General features: G+C 69.3%; 16 protein-coding genes. 11 read left to right on the top strand and 5 right to left on the bottom strand.

Annotation, left to right across the window (positions count from 1 at the left end; translation table 11 throughout):
• Positions 1-36: 36 nt before the first annotated feature.
• A complete protein-coding gene (locus DQ237_RS07185) occupies positions 37-831 on the bottom strand; it encodes a TIGR03089 family protein (RefSeq protein ID WP_113799355.1) in 795 nt (264 codons plus the stop codon).
• A 308-nt stretch (positions 832-1139) separates the two neighbouring features.
• Here DQ237_RS07185 and DQ237_RS07190 point away from each other — a divergent pair, with 308 nt between their 5' ends.
• The 6 genes from DQ237_RS07190 to DQ237_RS07215 are packed head-to-tail and all read left to right on the top strand — an operon-like array spanning position 1140 to position 8165.
• Positions 1140-3371 carry a hypothetical protein gene (locus DQ237_RS07190; RefSeq protein WP_113798642.1) on the top strand — a complete coding sequence of 744 codons (2232 nt, stop codon included), beginning with the start codon at positions 1140-1142 and terminating at the stop codon, positions 3369-3371.
• A 5-nt stretch (positions 3372-3376) separates the two neighbouring features.
• Positions 3377-3817 carry a GtrA family protein gene (locus tag DQ237_RS07195; RefSeq protein ID WP_166509536.1) on the top strand — a complete coding sequence of 147 codons (441 nt, stop codon included), beginning with the start codon at positions 3377-3379 and terminating at the stop codon, positions 3815-3817.
• Positions 3810-4451: an HAD family phosphatase gene (locus DQ237_RS07200; RefSeq protein ID WP_113798646.1), complete on the top strand. Its 642-nt coding sequence runs from the start codon at positions 3810-3812 to the stop codon at positions 4449-4451. Before DQ237_RS07195 ends, DQ237_RS07200 begins: the two co-directional genes overlap by 8 nt.
• Positions 4451-6670 carry a lysylphosphatidylglycerol synthase transmembrane domain-containing protein gene (locus DQ237_RS07205; RefSeq protein ID WP_113798648.1) on the top strand — a complete coding sequence of 740 codons (2220 nt, stop codon included), beginning with the start codon at positions 4451-4453 and terminating at the stop codon, positions 6668-6670. The genes DQ237_RS07200 and DQ237_RS07205 overlap by 1 nt, the downstream gene beginning before the upstream one ends.
• The gene (locus DQ237_RS19670) at positions 6658-7425 is read left to right on the top strand and encodes a glycosyltransferase family 2 protein (protein ID WP_166509537.1); all 768 of its coding nucleotides are present in this window, start codon (positions 6658-6660) and stop codon (positions 7423-7425) included. Before DQ237_RS07205 ends, DQ237_RS19670 begins: the two co-directional genes overlap by 13 nt.
• The gene (locus DQ237_RS07215; protein ID WP_147251758.1) at positions 7425-8165 is read left to right on the top strand and encodes a glycosyltransferase family 2 protein; all 741 of its coding nucleotides are present in this window, start codon (positions 7425-7427) and stop codon (positions 8163-8165) included. The genes DQ237_RS19670 and DQ237_RS07215 overlap by 1 nt, the downstream gene beginning before the upstream one ends.
• Before the next feature lie 57 nt (positions 8166-8222).
• On the opposite strand, the gene DQ237_RS07220 is transcribed toward DQ237_RS07215, so the two are convergent.
• Complete coding sequence (locus DQ237_RS07220) at positions 8223-10493, bottom strand: acyltransferase family protein (RefSeq protein WP_113798652.1); 2271 nt, start codon at positions 10491-10493, stop codon at positions 8223-8225.
• A complete protein-coding gene (locus DQ237_RS07225) occupies positions 10456-11814 on the bottom strand; it encodes an LCP family protein (RefSeq protein ID WP_240619470.1) in 1359 nt (452 codons plus the stop codon). The genes DQ237_RS07220 and DQ237_RS07225 overlap by 38 nt, the downstream gene beginning before the upstream one ends.
• Positions 11815-12325: 511 nt before the next feature.
• Between DQ237_RS07225 and DQ237_RS07230 the strand changes: the two genes are divergently transcribed.
• Genes DQ237_RS07230 through DQ237_RS07240 form a run of 3 tightly spaced genes read left to right on the top strand, consistent with a single transcriptional unit; the run spans position 12326 to position 14849 of the window.
• The gene (locus DQ237_RS07230) at positions 12326-13183 is read left to right on the top strand and encodes an ABC transporter permease (protein ID WP_113798655.1); all 858 of its coding nucleotides are present in this window, start codon (positions 12326-12328) and stop codon (positions 13181-13183) included.
• Positions 13184-13185: 2 nt separating this feature from the next.
• The gene (locus DQ237_RS07235; protein ID WP_240619472.1) at positions 13186-13947 is read left to right on the top strand and encodes an ABC transporter ATP-binding protein; all 762 of its coding nucleotides are present in this window, start codon (positions 13186-13188) and stop codon (positions 13945-13947) included.
• The gene (locus DQ237_RS07240; protein ID WP_113798659.1) at positions 13944-14849 is read left to right on the top strand and encodes a glycosyltransferase; all 906 of its coding nucleotides are present in this window, start codon (positions 13944-13946) and stop codon (positions 14847-14849) included. Before DQ237_RS07235 ends, DQ237_RS07240 begins: the two co-directional genes overlap by 4 nt.
• Here the strand turns inward: DQ237_RS07240 and DQ237_RS07245 are convergent.
• Positions 14836-16785: a glycosyltransferase gene (locus DQ237_RS07245; protein WP_113798661.1), complete on the bottom strand. Its 1950-nt coding sequence runs from the start codon at positions 16783-16785 to the stop codon at positions 14836-14838. The genes DQ237_RS07240 and DQ237_RS07245 overlap by 14 nt on opposite strands.
• Positions 16786-16803: 18 nt before the next feature.
• On the bottom strand, positions 16804-17991 hold the full coding sequence (gene glf / locus DQ237_RS07250) for a UDP-galactopyranose mutase (RefSeq protein WP_113799359.1): 1188 nt from the start codon (positions 17989-17991) through the stop codon (positions 16804-16806).
• Between the two features lie 391 nt (positions 17992-18382).
• Here glf and DQ237_RS07255 point away from each other — a divergent pair, with 391 nt between their 5' ends.
• Both DQ237_RS07255 and DQ237_RS07260 read left to right on the top strand, forming a co-directional pair.
• Positions 18383-20665: a hypothetical protein gene (locus tag DQ237_RS07255; RefSeq protein WP_113798663.1), complete on the top strand. Its 2283-nt coding sequence runs from the start codon at positions 18383-18385 to the stop codon at positions 20663-20665.
• Entirely contained in the window at positions 20662-21594 is a 933-nt protein-coding gene (locus DQ237_RS07260; protein WP_113798665.1) for a glycosyltransferase family 2 protein, read from the top strand. Before DQ237_RS07255 ends, DQ237_RS07260 begins: the two co-directional genes overlap by 4 nt.
• The last annotated feature ends 1 nt before the right edge of the window (position 21595 follow it).

The following is a 21595-nucleotide window of genomic DNA, read 5'->3' on the forward strand; positions in this document are numbered from 1 at the left end:
TGGACACCACCGTCCGGGTCGTCGCCGTGGGTGCGGTCAGTCGGGGCGCCCCAGCTGTCGCACGCCTTCGATCCGTGTACCGAGGGTAGCGGTGACGCGCTCGGCGGAGGCCCGGCCGCGAAGCGCCTCGGGGTCGGGCGAGCGCACCAGCACGATCGAGGCGCCCGCGGCGATCGGGGCCAGGAGCCACGCGACCGGACCGGCCTGCGTCGCCGTCTCCTCGTCGACGAGCACCCGGTCACCGGCGGCGATGCCCAGCCGGGCGGCGAGTTCCGTGGCCGCCTCGGCGAGGCCGCCCAGCGTGAGCTCCAGGGTGCCGAGGATCAGGCCGGGACCGGCCGGGTCGGGCTGTTGCCACGGGGTGAAGACGTCCCCGTGCGCGCGCACCTCGACGGCGAAGTCCCGCGCCGGCCCGATGTAGCCGGACATGCCCAGGCCCATGGGGTGCAGCGACAGTCCGAGAACATCGGCGTCCGCCGGGACTTCCAGCTCCGCGAGTCGGTCCTGCGCGGCGAGTACCACGTCGGCGCGGTCGAGTCCCCCCTCGTGCTCGGCCGCAGCGTCGAGCAGAGCGGCACCGCAGCTCCACACGGCCATCAACACCGCGGCGGTCTGCCAGTGGACCGGAAGGACGATCGCGACCGTGCTGCCGGGCTCGACGTCGAACTCCTCCTGGAGAAGGTTGGCCGTCTTGGCCACCCAGTTCGCAAACGTGGCCCCGGACAACTCCACGCGGTCCCCCGACGCATCGTCGTAATAGGTCACCAGCGGTGCCGCGGAGTTGCCGCGCAGCCGTGCGGCCAGCAGCGCCGAGGGGCTGGAGTTCTGCATGTGGTCCACGGGGTCAGGCTGTCACGTGAGCGCCTCCCAGGCCGCGCGACCCCGTGCCGCGCGCCGCCCGGCGTCTACAGTCCTCGAGGACGAATGCGTCGGCCGCTCCGGAGCCGGAGTCGCCACCGGGTGGCCCGTGGCCGCCGGTCCGTCGTTGCACAGGGGACGAGGAGCGGGAACAGAGCGGACCCGCTGGTCTCGCGCCGCGAGCAGGGGGTAAAGGCGTGCTTCACGCGCAGGTCGAGCGTCCGCGTAGCCGGGTCGCAGAGGCGGGGACGCCTCAGGTGTCGGCGAACCGGTCGGCATGGATGGTCAGCACGCTGGTACTGGTCGCCGTCCAGGTGCTGCAGCTGCTCGCGCTCCGTGCCCTGGACCCGCGCTTCTTCTGGCTCGACGACTCGCAGGCCCAGTTCGGCCCCACCGCGTGGTGGCTCGGGACGACCGCGGTCGACGGGCGGCCGGCGCTCATGGATCCGGGGTTGGGGTCGGCCAGCAACCTGGTCGCGGACATCCAGTACGGGGTCTTGGATCCCTGGCACTGGCTCATGCACCGGCTCGCCTCGTCCACGGACAACATGTTGCTCCTCTCCTGGGGCTTCGCGTCCGCTTGTCTGCTGCTGCTTGGTGTCGGCACGCTCTGGCTGCTGCTCTGCCACCACGTCCGACCTGCACTCGCTGTGGCAGGTGCCGTCGGCGTGGCCAGCAGCGGCTTCCTGCTCTGGTACGGCGGCTCCTGGTGGCCGGTCATGTGGAGCGTGGCCTGGCTGCCCTGGCTGTGGCTGGGCCTCTCACGCAGAGGGTGGCTGGGTGCGCTGCTGACGGGCGTTGCGGCGTGGGTGCTGCTGACAGCCGGTAACCCGTACCTGCTGCCCTTCGCGGCGCTCCTCGTCGCCGGGCAGGTGTGGGAGTGGCATCGGGAGGGTGGCTGGCGAGCCGGCGTCCTGACAACGCCGCGGCTGAGCCGCCTGCTCGCCGGGGCCGGGGGAGTGGTCCTGGCCCTGCCCACACTGCTGTCCTTGCTGCAGGCCAGCTCGGTGATGCAACGGCAGGGGCCCGAGGCGCTCATCGGCAACGAGGGCTTCGGCGTCACCAACCTCGCCGACGTCCTGGTCGGCGGCGCCACATTGATGGGCCAGACCAACGCCTACGGCGGGGACATCGGCTTCGTGCCGGCCATGGCGACGGCGTTGTTCGCCGTCCCCGCCGTCATGCTCGTCTCGTGGCGGCGTGCGCTGCACGCGCCCGGCGTACTGACGGCCCTGGTCGTGTTCGCCGCCGCCGTGCTCGCCACTCAGCTCCCGACGACGGTCGGCGCCTTCCGCTACCCGTTCCGTTATCTGGTCGTCGTCCAGGTGGCGCTACCCGTTCTGGTGCTGATCGCTCTCGCCGCCGCTCCCGCGTTCACGCGCAGCCGACTCGCGCTGGCCGCGAGCGTGGTAGCCGCACAGTTGGTTCTCGCGGTCTTTCGCGCGCCGGTGTTCCTGGTCTGGCACGTGCTGGCCGCCGTCCTGACCGTGCTCTGTGTGTTCGCGGTCGCCCGCGTCGGGCATGGGGGGTCCCCCCGCAGGCTCGCTGCCGGGGCAGCCGTCGTGCTGCTCTCGACGAGCGGCCTGCTGGTCGGCGTCGGCATGATGCTGCACGTGCAAGAGCGTGCCGACAGCCTCAACGGGCAAGTCGGCGAGAGCGAAGGGCCGCTGCGGGCGCTCTACGACGGTGAGGACATGCCGACGACGGTGGCCGAGTACCGCGCGGGGGCTTTGGCCCCGGGCGATGACGTCACCGTGATCGGTTACAACTTCGGTCCCGACGGAGGCTGGTCCGCCGGCGCGTATCGCGGCAACGGGAACCTTGTCGCCGGGATGCATCCCGGGTACGGGTCGATCGCCGTGGGGCAGGCGGCTTACAACGACCGCTGGTGCCACTCCTTCGACGGCATCACCTGCTCGAGCGCCGAGCAACTGCTGGGCGATGCCCCGACCACGGGGCAGACCTGGGTGGATCTCATGAGTGCGGACACGGTGTTCGTTGCGGACTCCGCCCCCGAGGAACTGCTCGCCCACTTCCGCCAAGGCTGGACCAGCGCCGGCGGGCGCGACGGCTGGAGCCGATTCGAGCGTGAGGACGATCTGCCTGGTCGGGTGACCGCTGAGGACGGGGTCACCGTCGGGGAGGAGGACTGGTACGCAGGGCCTGCGTTCAGCGGTCACCCGATGGACCGGTACACCGTGAGCACCGGAGATCGCGACGGGTCGATCGTGCTGCGGGTCGCGTACTGGCCTGGGCTGCGCGCAACGCTGGACGGCCGAGACATCCCCGTCGACACGGTGGACGGCGCCCTGGTCCGGGTCGCGGTCCCCGCTGACGTCATCGACGGAGACCTGAGGCTGTACTTCGAGCCGATCGGTGACCGGATCCTCTGGCCGGCGATGGTCGTGGGAGCGCTGATCATCCTCGCGGGTGCGGCAGCGTCGGGCGTCGTGCAGCTCCGCGGCAGTGGCCCGGTACCGGTCGAGGCTGACGCCGGGGCGGGCAGGTCGTGAACCCTGTGGCGCGCCACGACCTGCCGGCGCTGGTCCGCCAGTTCCTGCGGTTCCTGCTCGGTTCCTGCCTGGGCCTGGCGGTCGACCTGGCGTTGTTCGAGACCGGGGTCCGGCTGGGGCTCACCCCCGGGCTGGCGAACGTGGCCAGCTCGGCGTGTGCGGTGGTCGTCGTGTTCCTGTTCGTGACCAAGTACGCGTTCCGGGCCGAGCGGACGACGACGTCGTTCTTCTTGTTCGTCTGTTGGTACGCCTTGTCCATCGCCTTCTTCTCGGTGTTCATCCAGGTCCTGCACGACTCGTCGGGGTGGGCGCCCTTCGTCTGTAAGTTGGTGTCGCTCCCGCTGTCGTTCGGAGCCAACTTCGTCTTCAGCCGGTTCCTCTTCCGGCCTCGGGGCGGGGCGGCTCCGCCGGTGCCCGTCCAGGCTCGGCAGGACCTCGATGGCTGAGCTGTCCGGCCGCGTCGTGCAACAGTCCGATGCGCGGGAACCTGAGACGGAAGGACACGGGATGGAGCCCGTCGGAACCGCGCTGCGAGGCCTGCTGTTCGATCTCGACGGCACGCTGGTCGACACGCGGGCGGCCAACTACGAGGCCTACCGTGCGGCATTCGAGGAGTCCGGCCACGCGCTCACCCCGGAGAGGTTCGAGGGCACATGGGGCCGCGACTCCCGCGACTTCATCCCCGATCTCCTCCCGGGCATCCCCTCGTCCGAGGTCGACGACATCCGGGCAGCGAAGAGCCGCATCTACGCCGGGCAACTGCATCGCACGATCCCCAACGAGGCGCTGATCGCCTTTCTCCGACTGGTCGCCCCCTCGCACCGAACCGCGCTGGTCAGCACCGCCAAGTCAGCCAACGGTGAGCAGATCCTGCAGGCCCACGGCATCCGTGAGCTCTTCGACGTCGTCGTCTGGGGGGACCAGGTGCAGCGGAGCAAGCCGGACCCTGAGGGGTATCTGACGGCCATGCGCGCCCTCGGCGTGGAACCGGCCGAGTGCCTTGCCTTCGAGGACTCCGACACCGGCCGGAGGGCGGCCATCGCAGCAGGGATCGCCGTGCTCGAGGTGCCGTCATTCTGATGTTCTCCCGCTACTCACGCGGCCGGCAGATCCTCATCGCGGTCGCGCTCGCGTCCCTCGGGGCCTTCGTCGCCTTCACCTGGACGACGCTGCACCGGCTCGGCGCCCGGCTGGTCGACGGGCTGCAGCCCGGCGACTGGATCGTCCTGGTCTGCGGTGCGCTCGTCCTCCTCATCGGCCATGTCCTACGCGCGGCGCGCACGAAGGTCCCGATCGACAACGTGCGCCGGGGCAGCCTCGCCGGCCAGTTCCGCCATCTGACCATCGGCTACCTGTTCAACATCGTCTTCCCGTTCCGGGTCGGTGAGGCGGTCCGTGCCTGGCTGATCGCCAAGACCCTCCGTATCAGCGTGCTCTACACGTTCATGGCGGTGGTCCTGGAGCGGCTGATCGACATCGTCCTCGTGGCGACGGCCTACCTGGTCTTCGTGGCTCTCGTCGGTGCGCCGGTCAGCGGCATCGTCCCGGTGGCGGCCATCGGCGCCGTGGTCGTGGCGGTCTCGCTGATCGTCGGTTTCGTCCTGCTGGTACGGGAGAACCGGGTGCTCATGCGGCTGGCCTGGCGCATGACCGGGTGGCTGAACCCCGAGTTGGAGAACAGGGCGCGGTTCAAGCTCTGGTCGGTGATCTTCGGCTTCCAGCGCTTCGCGCGGCAGCGGCGCCAGGTGATCCGCTACGCGGTTCTCGTCGTGGCCTCGTGGGTCTGCTACCTGGCCGCCGCCACGCTCGTCACGGTTGCCGTGCTCCCCCACTTGGGTGCAGCGGACACCTTCCGTGCGGTGGCCGCTCCCTATGCGGTGGCGAGTCCGGCCGTCGGTAACGGGGCTCCTGGTGGCTTCGTCCAGGGCGCCGAGAGCTTCCTGCAGGGCGCGGTGGACGCCGATCCGGCGGCGATCGCCGCGTACGCCGGGGCGACCTGGTTCGTGCTGAACGTGCCGGTGCTGGCGGTTGCCGTCATCGCGCTGTTCGTGAACTGGGCTCGCACCAAGCCGCAGCCGCCGGCGCCGGCGGAGCTCTCCCCGGGGTACCGGTTCGTCAACAAGCTCGGCCGCGAGCAGGACATCTCTGGGCGCATCACGCACTTCCTCGACGCCTATTTCCAGCGGCAGCACCTGAGCCAGGTTCTGCACCGGCTGGAGGTGGGCGGCAACGTGAGCCTGGTCCAGTTCTTCAAGGGCGGCTCGAATGCCGTCACGCTGCTGGCCACCTCCGGTGACGAGCTGTTCGTGAAGAAGATGGTGCCCCTGGAGCACGCGCACAGGTTGAAGAACCAGCATGACTGGCTCGCGGCCCGCGCCGACCACCCACAGCTGGTGACGGTCCTGCGCGAGCAGCACGCCGAGGACCACTACGCCATCGACCTGGAGTACCGCCCGAGCAGCGTCCCGCTGTTCGAATTCGTGCACGAGAACCCGCTCAAGGACGGCGTGGACAAGCTGCGAGAGGTCTGGGACTACATGTACGACCGGGTTTACGAACTCGGTCCGGTCCAGCGGCATCCCGAGCTGCGGGACGACTACGTCACCGAGCGGTTCGTGCGACGCGTCCAGGCGGCCGCGGAGTCACATGCGGCGCTGGCCGAGGCGATGAAGGGCGATCGGATCGTCGTCAACGGCGAAGAGCTCGACAACTTCGACGCAATCCTGGGGCGGATCACCGCCAACGGGGCTGCGTGGAACGACCTGGCCACGTTCCAGACCTCCGCTTCCATCCACGGCGATCTCACGGTCGACAACGTGCTCGTGGACCTGCCGACGCGCTCCGTGCTGGTCATCGATCCCTCCGACGACAACCAGATCCGCGGTCCGATCATCGACTTCGCCCGCCAGATGCAGTCGCTGCTCTACGGGTACGAATTCCTCAACGAGGAGGAGTCGCCCGTCGTGCTCGGCCGGGACGGCGAGCTCCCGGAGATCACCTACCGCGACGAGCGTTCTGCCCGGTACGCCGAGCTCGCGGAGTTCGTGGGGACGACGATCATGCCGAGGCGACTCAGCGCGCCCGAACAGCGTTCGGTGCTGTTCCACGTCGGGCTCTTCTACGGCCGGATGCTCACGCACCGCGTGGTCATCAACCCCGGAACAGCCCTGAAGTACTACGCCGTGTGCGTACAAGCGCTCAACCGTTACCTGGACCAGTACGAGGTCTCCCGGCTGGACGCCGGAGACGGCGACGTCGACACAGAAGAAGGACAGGTGCTCTCCTCGTGGAGGCCGTGATCGCGATCCCCGCCTACAACTGCGCCCCCCAGATCGGCCGGGTGCTGGACGAGATCACCGACGAGGTGGCCGCCCGAGTCGCGCAGATCTGGGTCATCGACAACCGCAGCACCGACGACACACTCGAGCGGGCGCTGGAGTACAAGCGCAGCGGGCGCCTTCCCCACCTCAGGGTCTTCCGAAACCGCCAGAACAACAGCCTCGGCGGCACGCACAAGGTGGCGTTCGAGCATGCCCGGGCTGTCGGGCACACGCACGTGGTCATCCTGCACGGCGACAACCAAGCGCACAGCGACGAGGTCGCGCTGCTGCTGGACCACGCTGAGGCGCATCCCGAAACGCAGACGGTGCTGGGCTCGCGGTTCAGTCGAAGGTCCCGTCTGCAGGGGTACGACGCCAAGCGGGTCTGGGGCAATCGGGTGCTCAACACCGTCTACAGCATCGTGGCGCTGCGTCGGCTGCAGGACCTCGGCTCGGGTCTGAACCTCTTCGCCCTCCGCGACCTGGACCCGGCCACCTACATGGGCTTCGCCAACCACTTGACGTTCAACTACGAACTGATCTTGGACCTCGTGAAGCGCAAGGTCCAGTTCGCCTACGTCCCGATCAGCTGGCGCGAGGAGGACCAGGTCTCCAACGCCCGCAACTGGAACATCTTCCGCACCGCCTTGCGCAATCTGGCGCTGTGGCGGCTGGGTCGGCAAACCTCCGCGCCGGCCCCCAACCGAGACTACGAGTGGGACGAGGTGCAGTGATGTCGACTTTGCAGGTGCTCATGCCGATGGGCGGCCTGGGGACACGGTTTCGCAAGGTCGGTATCACCACGCCCAAGCCGCTGATCGAGGTCGGCGGGGTCCCGATGTTCCAGCGGGCCCTCGGCTCGTTTGCGCCGTGGCACGGGGACAAGACCGTGACGGTGGTGGTGCGGGAGGACAATGACCGCGAGTTCGGTCTGGCCGACCAGGTGGTCGCCGTCGAGCCGTCGGCCCGAATCGTCCTCCTCGACCACGACACGCGGGGTGCGGTGGAGACCTGCCTCGAGGCCCGAGACCGGCTCGACCCGGACCAGCCGCTCGTGATCATGGACTGCGACATCGCCTTCGACAGCCCCGAGTACTTCCGGGTGCTTCAGGCCGCGGTCGAGAGCCGCGACGTCGATGGCTTGCTGCTGTCCTTCCACTCGATCGAGCCCCGGTACAGCTTTGCTGAGGTCGACGACAGGGGGCGCGTGGTTCGCACCGCGGAGAAGCGGGCCATCAGCTCCGACGCCCTGATGGGCGTCTACTCGTTCACCTCGGCCGGCGTGTTCATGGAGGCCGCGGATCGCTTGATGGAGAAGCAGATCGGTGTCGCCATGCCGGAGTACTACGTCTCCTTGGTGTTCAACGAGCTGATCGACTCGGGACGCCGGGTCGGGCTCGTCCGCGGCGACTTCTATTGCTTCGGGACTCCGGAGGAGCTCGCCGCCTTCGAGGCGACCGGCGCCCCCGTCTGAGTCCGGGGGTTCAACGAGCGGTGCACGGTGGTCCGCAAGGCGGACGGCCGTGACGGCTCACAGCCTCGCGTCGAGCAGCGGCCCGAGCGACCGCGAGAAGGCGCCGGACACGTGGCTGGCGTCGAAGTATGCGATGACTCCGCCGATGACGGTGTGGCAGCGCTCGGCGTCGCAGAACCCATCGCTGAGGTCGACCACGCGGATACGGGGGTCCCCGAGCGCTTCGGCGGCCTCGGCCAGGTAGTCGGGGGCGAGCCGGACCTCGCGGGGTCCGGCGCAGGGATCGTCGGCCCGCCCGGCCGCGGCGATGCAGTTGGGGACGTGCACACCCGGGTCGACCAGCGTCTTGGTCGAGCGCAGCGTCTCGCGGGGGGCCACGCCGTTGGTCGTCGGAACAGCGCGGATGACGGTGACCCGCTTGCCCGAGTCGGCCAGTGCTCGGAGCGGCCCTTGGAGCACCTCGGCCGGCACCTCGCGGTGCAGTTCGTCCGCAGTGTCCCGATAGGCGTAGATGTCCGAGCGGTAGCTGGTGAACACCCGGCTGATGGTGGGATCCCGCTCGATGGTGCGCAGCACCTCGGAGGCGTACTCCTGGCAGATCTCGGTGGCGCCCGGCTGCATGTTGGGGCCGACCATCCGGTCACTGTCGGCAGTCGTGGGGCAACCGCCGCGCACGTAGGTCACCACGGCCCAGTTGCGTCGCTCGGCGACGACCTGGAGGGCCTCGTAGAGGCTGGCCGTGTGCGAGTCGCCGACCAGCGCGACGGTCTCGGTCGGGTGCGCGCTGCCGAACCGGCAGGACTTGATGACGGGATCGCCCTCCGGCTGCATGCAGGGGAGCCCCCGCGAGCCGTCTGTCTGGGCGAACGCCGGACTCACGGTGGAGGTCTGGGCGAAGCGGTCCGAGCATTGCCCGTCCCGCTCCATGGCCGCCGCACCGAAGCAGGGGTCGTCGCCGGCCGCGAACGCCTCGGCAGCCGCACTGGCCTCAGCAACCTCCCGTTCCTGCCACTGTGCGGCGCCCACACAGCTGAGGACGACCGTGCCGGTGCACAGCACGGTCGCGGCGTAGGTCCACCGGGGCCGTTTGCGGACGAGAAAGCCACCGGAGCGCACGGGGTCCTCCACCCACCGCTTGGTGAGCCAGGCCGCAACCACCGTGAAGACGAGGACCCCGGCCTTCGTTCGGAGGCCCAGCGGGTGCCCGACGGCCAGCGGCACCAGGACGACGGCCGGCCAGTGCCACAGATAGGCGGAGTAGGAGATGTCGCTGAGGAATGCCACGGGACGTGCGCCGGCGAGGCCGGTGGGCGCCCAGGCGGCGCGCGGCGCCCCCGCCCAGATGACTGCAACCGTGCCGAGGACCGGAACCAGCGCCGCCGTGCCCGGAAACGCTGTCGCTTCGGACATCATCAGCGCCGAGGCCGTGATGGCGAGAAAGCCCGTCCAGGAGACGGCGGCTCGCAGCTGGTCCCGCGTTGCGGGGGTTCGGGCAGCGAACACCGCCAGCAAGCCACCCAGTCCGAACTCCCAGGCCCGGGACAGGGTGGAGAAGTACGCGTAGGGCGGCGAGGCCTCGGTGGCCCACAGGGAATAGAGGAAGGACGCCACGGCCACGGCGGCGAGCAGGACGGCTGCCGGCTGCCAGCGCCGCCGCTGGCGGCGCGCCAGCCAGCCCGCGGCGAGCAGCAGCAGCGGCCAGGCCAGGTAGAACTGCTCCTCGGTCGAGAGGGACCAGTAGTGCTGGGCGGGCGAGGCTACGTTCGCGGCGGCGAGATAGTCGACGGCATCGTTGGCCAGCGCCCAGTTCTCGACGTAGACGGCGGAAGCGGACAGCTCCCGCAGGAACTGCGGCCAGTAGGTCACCGGAGCCAGCACGACGGTGCCCACGGCGCTGGCCAGAAGGACCAAGAGCGCGGCCGGCAGGAGCCGGCGGGCACGCCGGGCCCAGAACTCGGCCAGCCGTATGCCGCCGGTACGCGCTACCTCCCGCAGGAGGTGGCCGGTGATGAGGAAGCCGGAGACGACGAAGAACACGTCTACCCCGACGTAGCCACCCGGTAGCCGGCTGGGAGCGACGTGGTACACCACGACGAGGGAGACGGCAAGCGCCCGGAGTCCCTGGATCTCTATCCGTATCCCGCGTCCGGTCGGAGCGGTAGGGGGCGTGGTGGTCGTGACCCGCTCCTGGGTCACTCCGGTCGCCGTCATGCTGTTCCCGTCGTCGTCGGACCGCTCGGGGACCGGGAGGTCGCGGACCTCCCGGCGCCCCTGCGTCGGTCCAGCGTGGTCAGTTGATGCAGCCGGTGTCGGCCGCGGTCCGAGCATCCTCGCCGGCGACCGGGTCGGTCGGAGGCTGCGCGGTCGTCGCCTTGCCGACACCGTTGAAGTCCGACCCGAGGATCAGCTGCACGCTGCCGGGACTCGCGTCGTCGCTCACCTTGGTGATCGCGCCAGGGATGACGGCGGCCAGGGTGGCCGCGAGCGCCTCGTCCCCGGCTGCGAAACGGATCTCGGTCTGGGCGTAGCGGTTGCTGTCGGCATTGCCGGTGCTCGGGACGCCGAAGCCCTTGGCTTCCAGATCCGTGGCTGCCTTGGCCGCCAGGCCGCTGGTACCCGAACCGTTGAAGACGGTGACCGAGACCTCGGACGGGTCGACCAGCTTCGGGGGCTCTGCCGACTTCGGCGCCTCCTCCTTCGGCTCGGAGGAGAGCTGGGCGAAGAATTCGTGCAGGGTGTCCTCGTCCTCGAGGCGGACGATCGACTTGCCGTCCTCCTCACCGGTGCCAGCGTTCGGCACGGTCTGGAACTCGATGCTGCTGGCGGTCACGGACTGCATCTGCTCCGCGAGCTGCAGCAGGTTCAGGTTCTTGTCGACGGTCAGTGCCTCGGACGCGGCCTGCACCAACTGGCGCTGCTTGCCCAGGTCGAGCAGCACGTCGTCGGAAAGCATCTTGCGCAACACGCCCGCCATGAACACCTGCTGGCGGACGATGCGGTCGAAGTCGCCTCGGCCCTGCGGTCCGTAACCGTGTCGCTGCCGGACGAACTTCAGCGCGTCAGCACCGCTGATGGTCTGCACACCGGCCGGGAAGTAGGCCCCCGACCACTTGCGGTCGTCGACGGCCTTGCAGAGGTTGACCTCGACGCCGCCGACGACCTTGGAGAGCTCGAAGAAACCGAGCAGGTCGACCTCCGCGTAGTGGTCGATCTTCAGTCCGCTGAGCTGACTGATCGTCCGAACCAGCAGTTGGGCCCCGGCCGCCTGCTTCGTCTTGTCCGAGGCGCCGTCGGGGGCATTGGTGTAGCCGTAGGCGTAGGCCGCGTTCAGTCGATCCCTGCCGTACCCGGGAATGTCGACGTAGGAGTCGCGCGGGAAGGAGACGAACGAAGCTCGCGAACCGTCGGCGGGCACGTGGACCAGGATCATGGTGTCGGTGTTGACGCCTGAGTCGGTCCCGGCGTTGAGCTCGGCCAGCTGGGCGTCGGTGAGAGTGCTACGGCTGTCGTTGCCGACCAGCAGGAGGTTCATCGCCGCGCCGGAGTCGCCGGTGCCCTCGTTGCCCTCCGTCGGGATGGCGTCGGTACGGTTCACGGTCGCCTCGGCCACCTGTCCGAGATACCAGCCCCAGCCGCTGGTCGCCAGCACGGCGACCGCTGCGACCGCCGCAACCGAGCGACCGACGAGTGCGACGCGCGAGCGGCGGCGTCCCTCGGGCTTCGGCGTGCGGTCGGCGACGTCCCGGGTAGGACGTCCGGCACGGGGGTCGAGCCGCGGGGGGAGCGGGCGAGCAGCAGATGACTCCTGTTCGAAGCGGTCTCGGCTCACGATGTCCTTCCTGCGGATGGTTCTTCCGGTGGCCCGGAGGACGACTCCGTGTCACTGATGTCGGAGGGCAGCACCGAAGGGGCCCGTCGGGATCGATGGTAGGTGGGCGCAGGGCGGCGGTCGGGGGTCCGACACGGGAACCGTCCGTCACTGCCAGATGCCCCTGACCCTCCGAGGTCCCTGGCCCCCACCCGTCACACCATCCCCAGCCTCGGGGATGCGGCGGCTCGACCAGGCGGGGGCCGATGGTGTTGCCGAGACGGTCGGGGAGGGCGAGCCCGAAGTGCCCTCCGGGGTTCGACCCGTCCCGCACGGGCGAAACCGGACCGGGATGCGGCAGGTAGCGTGGTCCGGCGTGGCAACGGCACAACGGAGCGGGCGCACCTACGGTGCTGCCCTGGACGACCTCCGCACAGGGTGGGCGCAGCGGGAACTCTGGGCCCACCTGGGGTGGCAGGACATCCGACAGCGATACCGGCGCTCCGTGCTCGGGCCGATCTGGATTTCGATCACCATGGCGGTCACGGCGATCGCGCTCGGCATCCTGTATGCGGGGTTGTTCGAGAACGACCTGTCCCGCCAGCTGCCCAACATCCTGGTGGGTTTCATCATCTGGGGGTTCATCAGCGGCTGCATCGCCGAGGGGTCGGAGGTGTTCATCGCCAACAACGGTCTGATCACCCACCTGCCGGCGCCGCTGTCGGTGCACGTGTACCGACTGGTGTGGCGTCAGACGCTGTTCTTCGCGCACAACCTCGTCGTGTACGTGATCATGCTCGTGGTGTTCCGGCAGGACCTCCACTGGAGCAGCCTGAGCGCGATCCCGGCCTTCCTGCTGCTCGTCGTGAACGGGCTCTGGGTGGCGCTGTTGCTGGGCATCGTCACGACGCGCTTCCGGGACATGGCCCCGATCATCGGTTCGGTCGTGCAGTTGGCGTTCTTCATGACCCCGATCGTGTGGATCTACCAGGATTTCCTGCAGAGTCCCAACCCGTCCATAGCTGAGAGGGCCCGGCTCGCCGAGCTCAATCCGTTCCTGCACTTCGTCGAGATGCTGCGACGGCCGATGCTCGGCCAGCCGCAGGAGCTGCGCTACTGGATCGTGGTCCTCGTCATCACAGTCGTCGGATGGGCCCTCGCCTTGTCCACGCTGCGCCGCTACCGCGCTCGAGTCTCGTATTGGGTGTGACCGTGTCCTCCGATGACCTCCAGGTCAGCATCACGACCAAGGACGCATGCGTCGACTTCCCCATCTTCGACGCGAAGAGCCGTTCGTTGAAGAAGACCGTCATGGGGGTGGTGGGCGGCAACATCGACAGCGGTGCACGAGTGCCGATCATCGAGGCGCTGCGCGGCATCACGCTCCAGCTGGAGCACGGCGCGCGGGTGGGCCTGGTCGGCCACAACGGAGCCGGGAAGTCGACGCTCCTGCGCCTGCTCGCCGGGATCTACGAACCGACCCGGGGCACCGCGGCGATCCGTGGCCGGGTCGCCCCGGTATTCGATCTCGGCGTCGGCATGGACCCCGAGATATCCGGGTTGGACAACATCATGATCCGTGGGCTGTTCCTGGGCATGACACGCAAGCAGATGGAGCAGCGGGTCGACGACATCGCCGACTTCACCGAACTCGGCGACTTTCTGGACATGCCCCTGCGCACGTACTCGACCGGTATGCGAGTGCGTCTGGCGCTGGGTGTGGTCACCAGCATCGACCCCGAGATCCTCCTGCTGGACGAGGGCATCGGTGCTGTGGACGCGGCATTCCTGGAGAAGTCCAGAAGACGGCTGTCCGAGCTGGTCGAGCGCTCGGGGCTCCTGGTGTTCGCATCTCACTCAGATGAGTTCCTCCGCGAACTGTGCGATACCGCGATCTGGATGGAGCACGGCCAGATCAAGCAGCACGGCGCGATCGACGACGTCCTGAGGTCCTACAAGGGGCATGCAGGATGACCGAACCGGGGGATGACGTCGAACGGGTGGTGGCGGTCATCGTGACGCGGCACCGGCCCGAGCTGTTGGCCGAGAGCCTTGCGGCGATCGCCGCTCAGACCCGTCAGGTCGACGCCGTGGTCGTGGTGGACAACGGGCAGGACCGATCGGCCGAGAAGACCGTCACCGCGAGTGGCCTCGATGCCACCTATGTGGCCAGCCTGCGCAACCTCGGCGGCGCGGGTGGGTTCGCCCTGGGGATGTTGCACGCGTTGGCAATGGGCGCCGACTGGGTGTGGTGCGCTGACGACGACGGGCGGCCGGCCGACGACGAGGTGCTGGCCACTCTCCTGGCCGCAGCGCGGAGGCACGGTCTGGCGGAAGTATCCCCTCTGGTCACCGACAAGGCGGATCCTGACCGGCTGGCCTTTCCGCTCCGGCGGGGCCTCCGGTGGCGGCGCCGGCGCAGCGACTTTGCCGGGCTGGATCTTCTGCCGTCCTACGCCTCGCTGTTCAACGGCGCACTGTTCCGGGCCGATGCGCTCGACGTCGTGGGCGTGCCGGACTACCGGCTGTTCTTTCGCGGCGACGAAACGGAGATTCACCGCCGACTGCTGCGTTCGGGCCTGGCCTTCGGCACGTGCCCGCAGGCGGCCTACGTGCACCCCGAGGGAACCAGCGAGTTCGAGTCGATCCTCGGCGGCCGCCTGTCCGCGCAGTACCCGACCGACGCAGCCAAGCGGTATTTCACGTACCGGAACAGGGGCTACCTGATGTCGCAGCCGGGAATGCGCTGGCTGCGACCTCTGGAGACCATCCGCTTCGGCTGGTTCTTCCTGGTGTCCCGCCGCGACCCGGGTGCATGGCGCGAATGGCTTCGCCTCACCCGGGCCGGGCGGAAGGAGCGGTTCAGCCGTCCGTGAGCTGGCCGTTGAAAGCCCGCTCCCAGCTCTCCGGCGAGGTGAGCTGCTCCATGTGAGCGCGGTACTCCTCCCGCAGGCGCGGAAACTCGCGGCGGAGCTTCATGTGGATCTGGACGGAGTGCCGGAGCATCCGCCAGAACGTCGTCTGGTCACGGCGACGGAACGTCACGCCGCGCCCGTCGGCGGTACCAACCGTGGCGCTGTCGAGACGGGACAGCAGGAACCAGCGCGCATCCTGCGCACTGATGTTCATCTCCGGCACCTGCACCGAATCCGGCTTCGGCGCTCTCAGGTTGTGCGCCAGCGCGGCGAACAGGGTCCGGCCGATCGTCAGCGGCGTCGTGGGGGGCTTCATGTAGCGCTCTGCCTTGAGCGCTCCCATCGAGGGGAGTGGCAGGTCGGAGGACGATGCAACGACCTGACCGTCGGGGTAGTCCCCCTGGTGCTCCAGCGCCGTCGGCAGGGCCGTGGGAAGCTTCGGGAACAGTTGCTCCGGGCCGGCGAGGAAGTCGTCGTAGGCGCGGTGATGCAGCGCTGCGGTGGCATATTGGAGCATGATCAGGAACTTCAGGTCCATCTTGAAGGTGTCCCGCAGCAGGGCGCCACCGTGCTTGAAGGGTGTGTGCAGCGCCGCCGCGACCAGGCGGTTCCTGACGTGGAAGTAGGCCTGCCAGCCCGCTGTGTCGTCCTTGTCGCTCCACGACAAGTGCCACACTGCGACGCCGGGCAAGGTTGCGGTCGGAATGCCGTGCTCGCCTGCTCGGATGCCGTACTCGGCGTCGTCCCACTTGATGAAGAGCGGAAGCGCGAGGCCGAGCCGCTCGATGGCTTCGCGCGGGATCAGACACATCCACCAGCCGGTGTAGTCCACGTCGATACGCCGGTGGAGCTCGGGCGTTTCGCGCAGTGAGTCCTTGGCGAAGTCGTGGGCGTACTCCGTGTTGGGCGCTGCCCGCCAGAAGAACGTGTCGCGGGAGACGACCTCGCCCATGGTGTGCAGGACCGAGCGGTCCTGGAGGGCCAGCATCTGTCCACCGACGATCATCGGCGCCTTCGTGAACCGGGCGAAGGCGTAGGCGCGCGCGACGCTGTCGGGCTCGAGCAGGACGTCGTCGTCCAGGAGGATGTGATGGGTGGCGTCGGTGTTCCGCAGCATCTCGTACATCGTGCGGGAGAAGCCGCCGCTACCCCCCAGGTTCGGCTGCTCGACGAGGCGCAGGCGCCCATCCAACGCCTTGGCCGCGGCGGGGTACTCCTCGGCGTCGCGCACCTTCTTGTTGCCCTGGTCGGCGACGATGACGGCGGAGATGAGCTCGCGGACCACGTCGTCGTCGGCCAGCGCGGTCAAGGCGGCGACGCAGTCGTCGGGGCGGTTGAACGTGCAGATGCCGATGGACAGGCGAGCTTCGCTCGTGGGGGCCTGTGCAGCCCACCAACCTGCTGCGTGCACCTCCACGGGGGTGTCGTCCGCGGTGACATCGAACCAGTACCAACCGCCGTCCTCGAAGGGCGTGAGGTCCAGCTCGAACTCCAGTTCGCGCCGCTCGGCAGAGGTGGCTGCGCCGGTGACGTGGATGATGCTGCCGTCGGCCTTGGACCGGTAGACGTCGATGCGACCGTGGCCGGACACGTCCATCTTGAGCACGACGCTGCGCAGCACGGTCCAGCGTCGCCAGTAACTGGCCGGGAACGCGTTGAAGTAGGTGGCGAAGGAGACTTCGTTGCCGTCCGGCACCAGGGCCTGGGTTCGGGAGGCCGACTGCACCCGCCGCGCACCCTCTTCGTCCACGTAGAGGGACCGGACCTTCGAGGGGTCGCCGGACCTCGGGAGGAGCACCCGCTGCAGCAACGTCACTGCCTTCTCCGGAGCGAGTGCCTCGGCCGACGGCTCGCTCACGCGCTCCGGTGAGACGGGGGAATTGGTGATGGTGGTCATCAGGCTGGGGTCCTCGGTTCAGTCGTCGAGGCGGCCGTCGAGCGACGCGCCCTGGTCGAAGAAGGGCCGGATCCGATTCTCGAACATCGTGAGCGCAGAACCGATGGCCATGTGCATGTCCAGGTACTTGTACGTGCCCAGCCGGCCGCCGAAGAGCACACGCTTCTCCGCGGCCTCCTTCGCGGCCAGCTCGCGGTAGCGCTCGAGCTTGGCGCGGTCCTCGGGCGTGTTGATCGGGTAGTACGGCTCGTCGCCGGTCTCGGCGAACCGGGAGAACTCCCGCACCACGACCGTCTTGTCCTGCGGGTAGTCCCGCTCCGGGTGGAAGTGCCGGAACTCGTGGATGCGGGTGTAGGGCACGTCCTCGTCGGCGTAGTTCATGACCGAGGTGCCCTGGAAGTCGCCGATCGGCAGGACCTCGGTCTCGAAGTCCAGGGTGCGCCAGCCGAGCTCGCCGGCCTCGTAGCCGAAGTACTTGTCGATGGGGCCGGTGAACACGGTCGGGACATCGGAGGGCAACTCGTCGCGGACGTCGAAGTAGTCGGTGTCGAGCCGCACCTCGATGTTCGGGTGGTCGGCCATCCGCTGCAGCCAGGCGGTGTAGCCGTCCTTCGGCAGACCCTCGTAGGTGTCGTTGAAGTACCGGTTGTCGAACGTGTACCGAACGGGGAGCCGGGCGATGACGGCCGCGGGCAGGTCGGTGGGGTCGGTCTGCCACTGCTTCTTCGTGTAGCCGCGGATGAAGGCCTCGTAGAGCGGGCGGCCGATGAGCGAGATCGCCTTCTCCTCGAGGTTGGCGGCCTCGGCGGTATCGAACTCCGCAGCCTGCTCGGCGACCAGGGCGCGGGCCTCGGCCGGCGAGAAGCTCTTGCCGAAGTACTGGCAGATCGTCGCGAGATTCATCGGCAGCGAGTACGTCTGCCCCTGGTAGATGGAGTAGACCTTGTGCTGGTAGTTGGTGAACTCGGTGAACTGGTTGACGTACTGCCAGACGCGCTCATTCGAGGTGTGGAACAAGTGGGCGCCGTAGACGTGGACCTCGATGCCGGTCTCGGGCTCGGGTTCGGAATAGGCGTTACCACCGATGTGGCTGCGGCGGTCGATGACCAGTACCCGCTTGCCGAGCTGGCTGGCGACCCGTTCCGCGACCGTGAGGCCGAAGAATCCGGAGCCGACGACGACGAGATCGGGGCTGGGAGAAGTCACACGGCCCACGATACCGTCGCCGCATCGGATGCTCCGGTCGGTGAGCGAGCGGGGGCGGGACATTCCGTCACGACCGTCACAACGTGCCCACGCGGTCCGCGCTGTCCCGCACCTCGGCCGGACACGCGGTGGACGTGCCGCTCGGTGCTCGCGCGGAACTACGGTGGGTCACCGGAAGCGCCGCCCCATGGCCGGCGGGGCGAGGACGGGCGGTCACGCGGCGCACGCCCGGCGAACGCCCGTCCTCCGACGAACGGGAGCATCACGCGTCATGCCTGTCATCAGATCGACGACGGCGCCACGGGAACGCGTCGCCGCGGCGTCGCGAGAGTCCGCAGCTGCAATGGGCCGCCGACGAGGTGACCATCCGGCCCGCCCCCTCGGCTCCGCCGTGGGCCCGTATGTGGGCTACCTGGCGGCCCAGCTGGCCCAACTGATCGTGCTTCACCGTTTGGTGCCGCGCTTCTTCTGGCTGGACGATTCACAGGCTCAGTTCGGCCCCATGGCCTGGTGGCTCGGCAGGAACCTGGACAACGGGATCCCGCCCTTGGTCGATCCCGGCCAGGGTGCCTCGGGGAACGTCACCAGCGACATGCAGTACGGGGTGCTCGATCCCCTCCACTGGTTGCTGTGGGGGGTGCTCGGCCGGCAGGACAACGTGCTCACGATGGCGTGGGAGTACGGCGCGACGTGCGTGATCCTGCTGGGGCTGGGCGTCCTAGCTCTGCTGCGTCGGCACGGCGTACCGGGCTTCGTGGCCACCGCCGGTGCTCTCGGCGTGGCGTCGAGCGGCTTCTTCCTCTGGTACGGCAGCTTCTGGTGGCCCCTCATGTGGGGTTCGGCGTGGCTTCCCTGGCTGTGGCTGGGCCTGAGCTCCCGACGGCCTCGGGGGCTGCTCCTGACCGGGCTGGCCACATGGGCGGTGCTGGCTTCTGGCAGCCCGTACACGATCCCTTTCGCCCTCGTCATCGTGATCGCCCAGGCGTTCGAGATGCGCCGGGAGGCCGGTGGCTTGCGTCCGCTGGTGCACAGCCGTGCCTTTCTCGGCCAGTTCGGCGCACTCGTGGCCGGCGTGCTGGTGGCGATGCCCACCTTGCTCAATGCGGTTCAGCAATCGTCGTACGTCGAGCGGCAGTCAGCGGACGAGGTCATCGGCAACACCGGAGGCCAGGTGCCCAATCTGCTGGACGTCCTGGTGGGCGGGCCGACGTTGCTCGGCCAGACCAACGCCTTCAACGGCGCCGTCGGGTTGGTCCCAGCCATGGCCACGTTCCTGCTCGGTCTGCCCCTGGTTGCGATGGTGCGCTGGCGCGCGGCGTTCTCCGCTCCGGGGCTGGTCACCGCCGGGGCGCTGGCGCTGGCCGGCGTGATCGCCACGCAGTTGCCCACGGTCGTGGGGCTCTTCCGATACCCGTTCCGCTACCTCGTGGTGGTTCAGATCGCGCTGCCCGTGCTGGTCCTCCTCGGACTCGCCGTGGCGGGAACGGTGACCCGGCGGCGGGTCGCCGTCGCGACGGGGCTGGTGGGTGTGCAGCTGGCGCTGGCCATCTCGCGGGCTCCGCTGCTCTGGCCGTGGCACGTGGCCGGCGCGGTCGTCGTGGCAGTGGCGCTGATCGCGTTCCTGGTGTCCCGGTCGCGCGTCGACCGTGTCGGAGTGCTGGCCGCAGTCGTCCTGGTCGTGCTGACCGCGGTGCCACTGGTGCTGGCCGAGAAGATGATGGTCGTGGTGCAGGACCGGCTCAACATCGAGCGGGGCTTCACCGGCGCCGCCGGTCAGCCTTATCGAGACATCGGGGTCCCCGATCAATCCGGCGCCGGCGCCATGGGGCAGACCGTGAGGGAATTCCGCGACCGGTCGATCCTCACCGACCGCACCGCCACCGTCTATGCGTGGGGATTCTTCGGTGACGTGTTCGGTTCCGATCGGGGCTGGGCGAAGGGATTCTTCCCGGGCAACGCGAACCTCCTGGCCGGGGCCACGGTGGGCACCGGCTACGTCACCTCGCCGCACAAGGGACTCGCACCGATCCTGTGCACCAGCTATGTCGGGAACGTGGACTGTCCCTCACCGACACGGCTGCTGAACCGGGTACCGGGTACCGATCTCCCGTGGATCGAGGCACTCTCGTCCGACACCGTGGCGTTGTCGCGTAGCGTCCCCGAGGAGCTGCGTTCCTACTTCGACCGGCGCTGGGAGCAGGTCGACGGCGACGGCGAGTGGCAGACCTATCGGCGCCCCGAGGAGATGCGACTGCCCGGCCGGATCGCGGCTCTGGACGGGGTCGAGGTCGCGCGCGAGGGGTGGTCGGTCGGTCTGGGCCGGATCGATCAGCCGCAGGAGGAGTACACCGTGACTACGTCGGGCCAGTCAGAGGGCACCGTCCTGCTCCGCGTGCCGTACTGGCCCGGTTACCGGGCCACGATCGACGGCGAGGAGGTGCCGGTGACTGCGGTCGACGACGCGCTGGTGGAGGTGACGGTGCCGGCGGGCGTGCGGGACGGACGCCTCGCGCTCACCTTCGATCCGATCGGCGCTCAGCTGCTGTACCCCTCGCTCGCTGCCGGGGCGGGTCTGATGATCCTGACCGTCACGCTCGCGATGCTGGCGGTGCGCCGATCGCCTCGGGGCGACGACGCGATCGCCCACGACGGTGAACGGGTGCACGTCCGATGAGCGGACCACGTCCGCTCCGCGTCGTTGCCGTCACGTACTCGCCGGGAGAGGCGCTCGAGGGGTTCATCGAGTCGCTGGCCGCCGCCACGACCCGGCCCGTGGAGGTCGTCCTCGCCGACAACGGCTCCACCGACGGGGTTCCGGAGCAGGCTGCCGCCCGGCACCCGAACGTCCGGGTCCTGCGCACCGGCGGGAACATCGGCTACGGAGCCGCGGCGAACGCCGGGCTCGCCGACCTGCGCACCGGGCGCGCGCTGATCGCCAACCCCGACCTGCGCTTCGCCCCGGGATCGGTCGACGAGCTGCTCGCCGCCGCCGACCGCTGGCCGCGCGCGGCGATGCTGGGGCCGGCGATCATGACGCCGCAGGGGGAGCTGTACCCCTCGGCCCGCGACCTGCCGCGGCTGTCCACCGGCGCCGGGCACGCGCTGCTGGGCTGGATCTGGCCCAGCAACCCGTGGACGGCGCGGTACCGGCGCGAGCGGGAGGCGCCGCGTGAGCGCCCGGCCGGCTGGCTGAGCGGCTCCTGCCTCCTGGTGGACCTCGAGGCGTTCTGGTCGGTCGGCGGCTTCGACCCCGGCTTCTTCATGTACTTCGAGGACGTCGACCTGGCCGAGCGGCTCGGGCGCGCGGGCTGGCTGCACGTCTACGTGCCCACCGCGGTCGTCGAGCACGAGGGCGGGCACGCCACCCGGCGGGAACCGCACCGGATGCAGCGCGTGCACCACACCAGCGCCCTGCGCTACCTCTCCGGCCAGTACCCCGGCCGTCGCAACGCCCCGCTGCGCGGCGCCCTGAGGGCGGGCCTGGGCGGCCGGATGCTCGTCTCCTACGTCAGCGGCCGGGTCGCCGCGGGCGCGCGGTTCCAGCGGCGGGCACGCGATCTGGCCGTCGTCGCCGCCCCGCCGGACCAGCCGCGGGAGCGCTGAG

The organism is Blastococcus sp. TF02-8, assembly GCF_003319175.1.
In the GTDB taxonomy this organism is placed as follows: domain Bacteria; phylum Actinomycetota; class Actinomycetes; order Mycobacteriales; family Geodermatophilaceae; genus Blastococcus.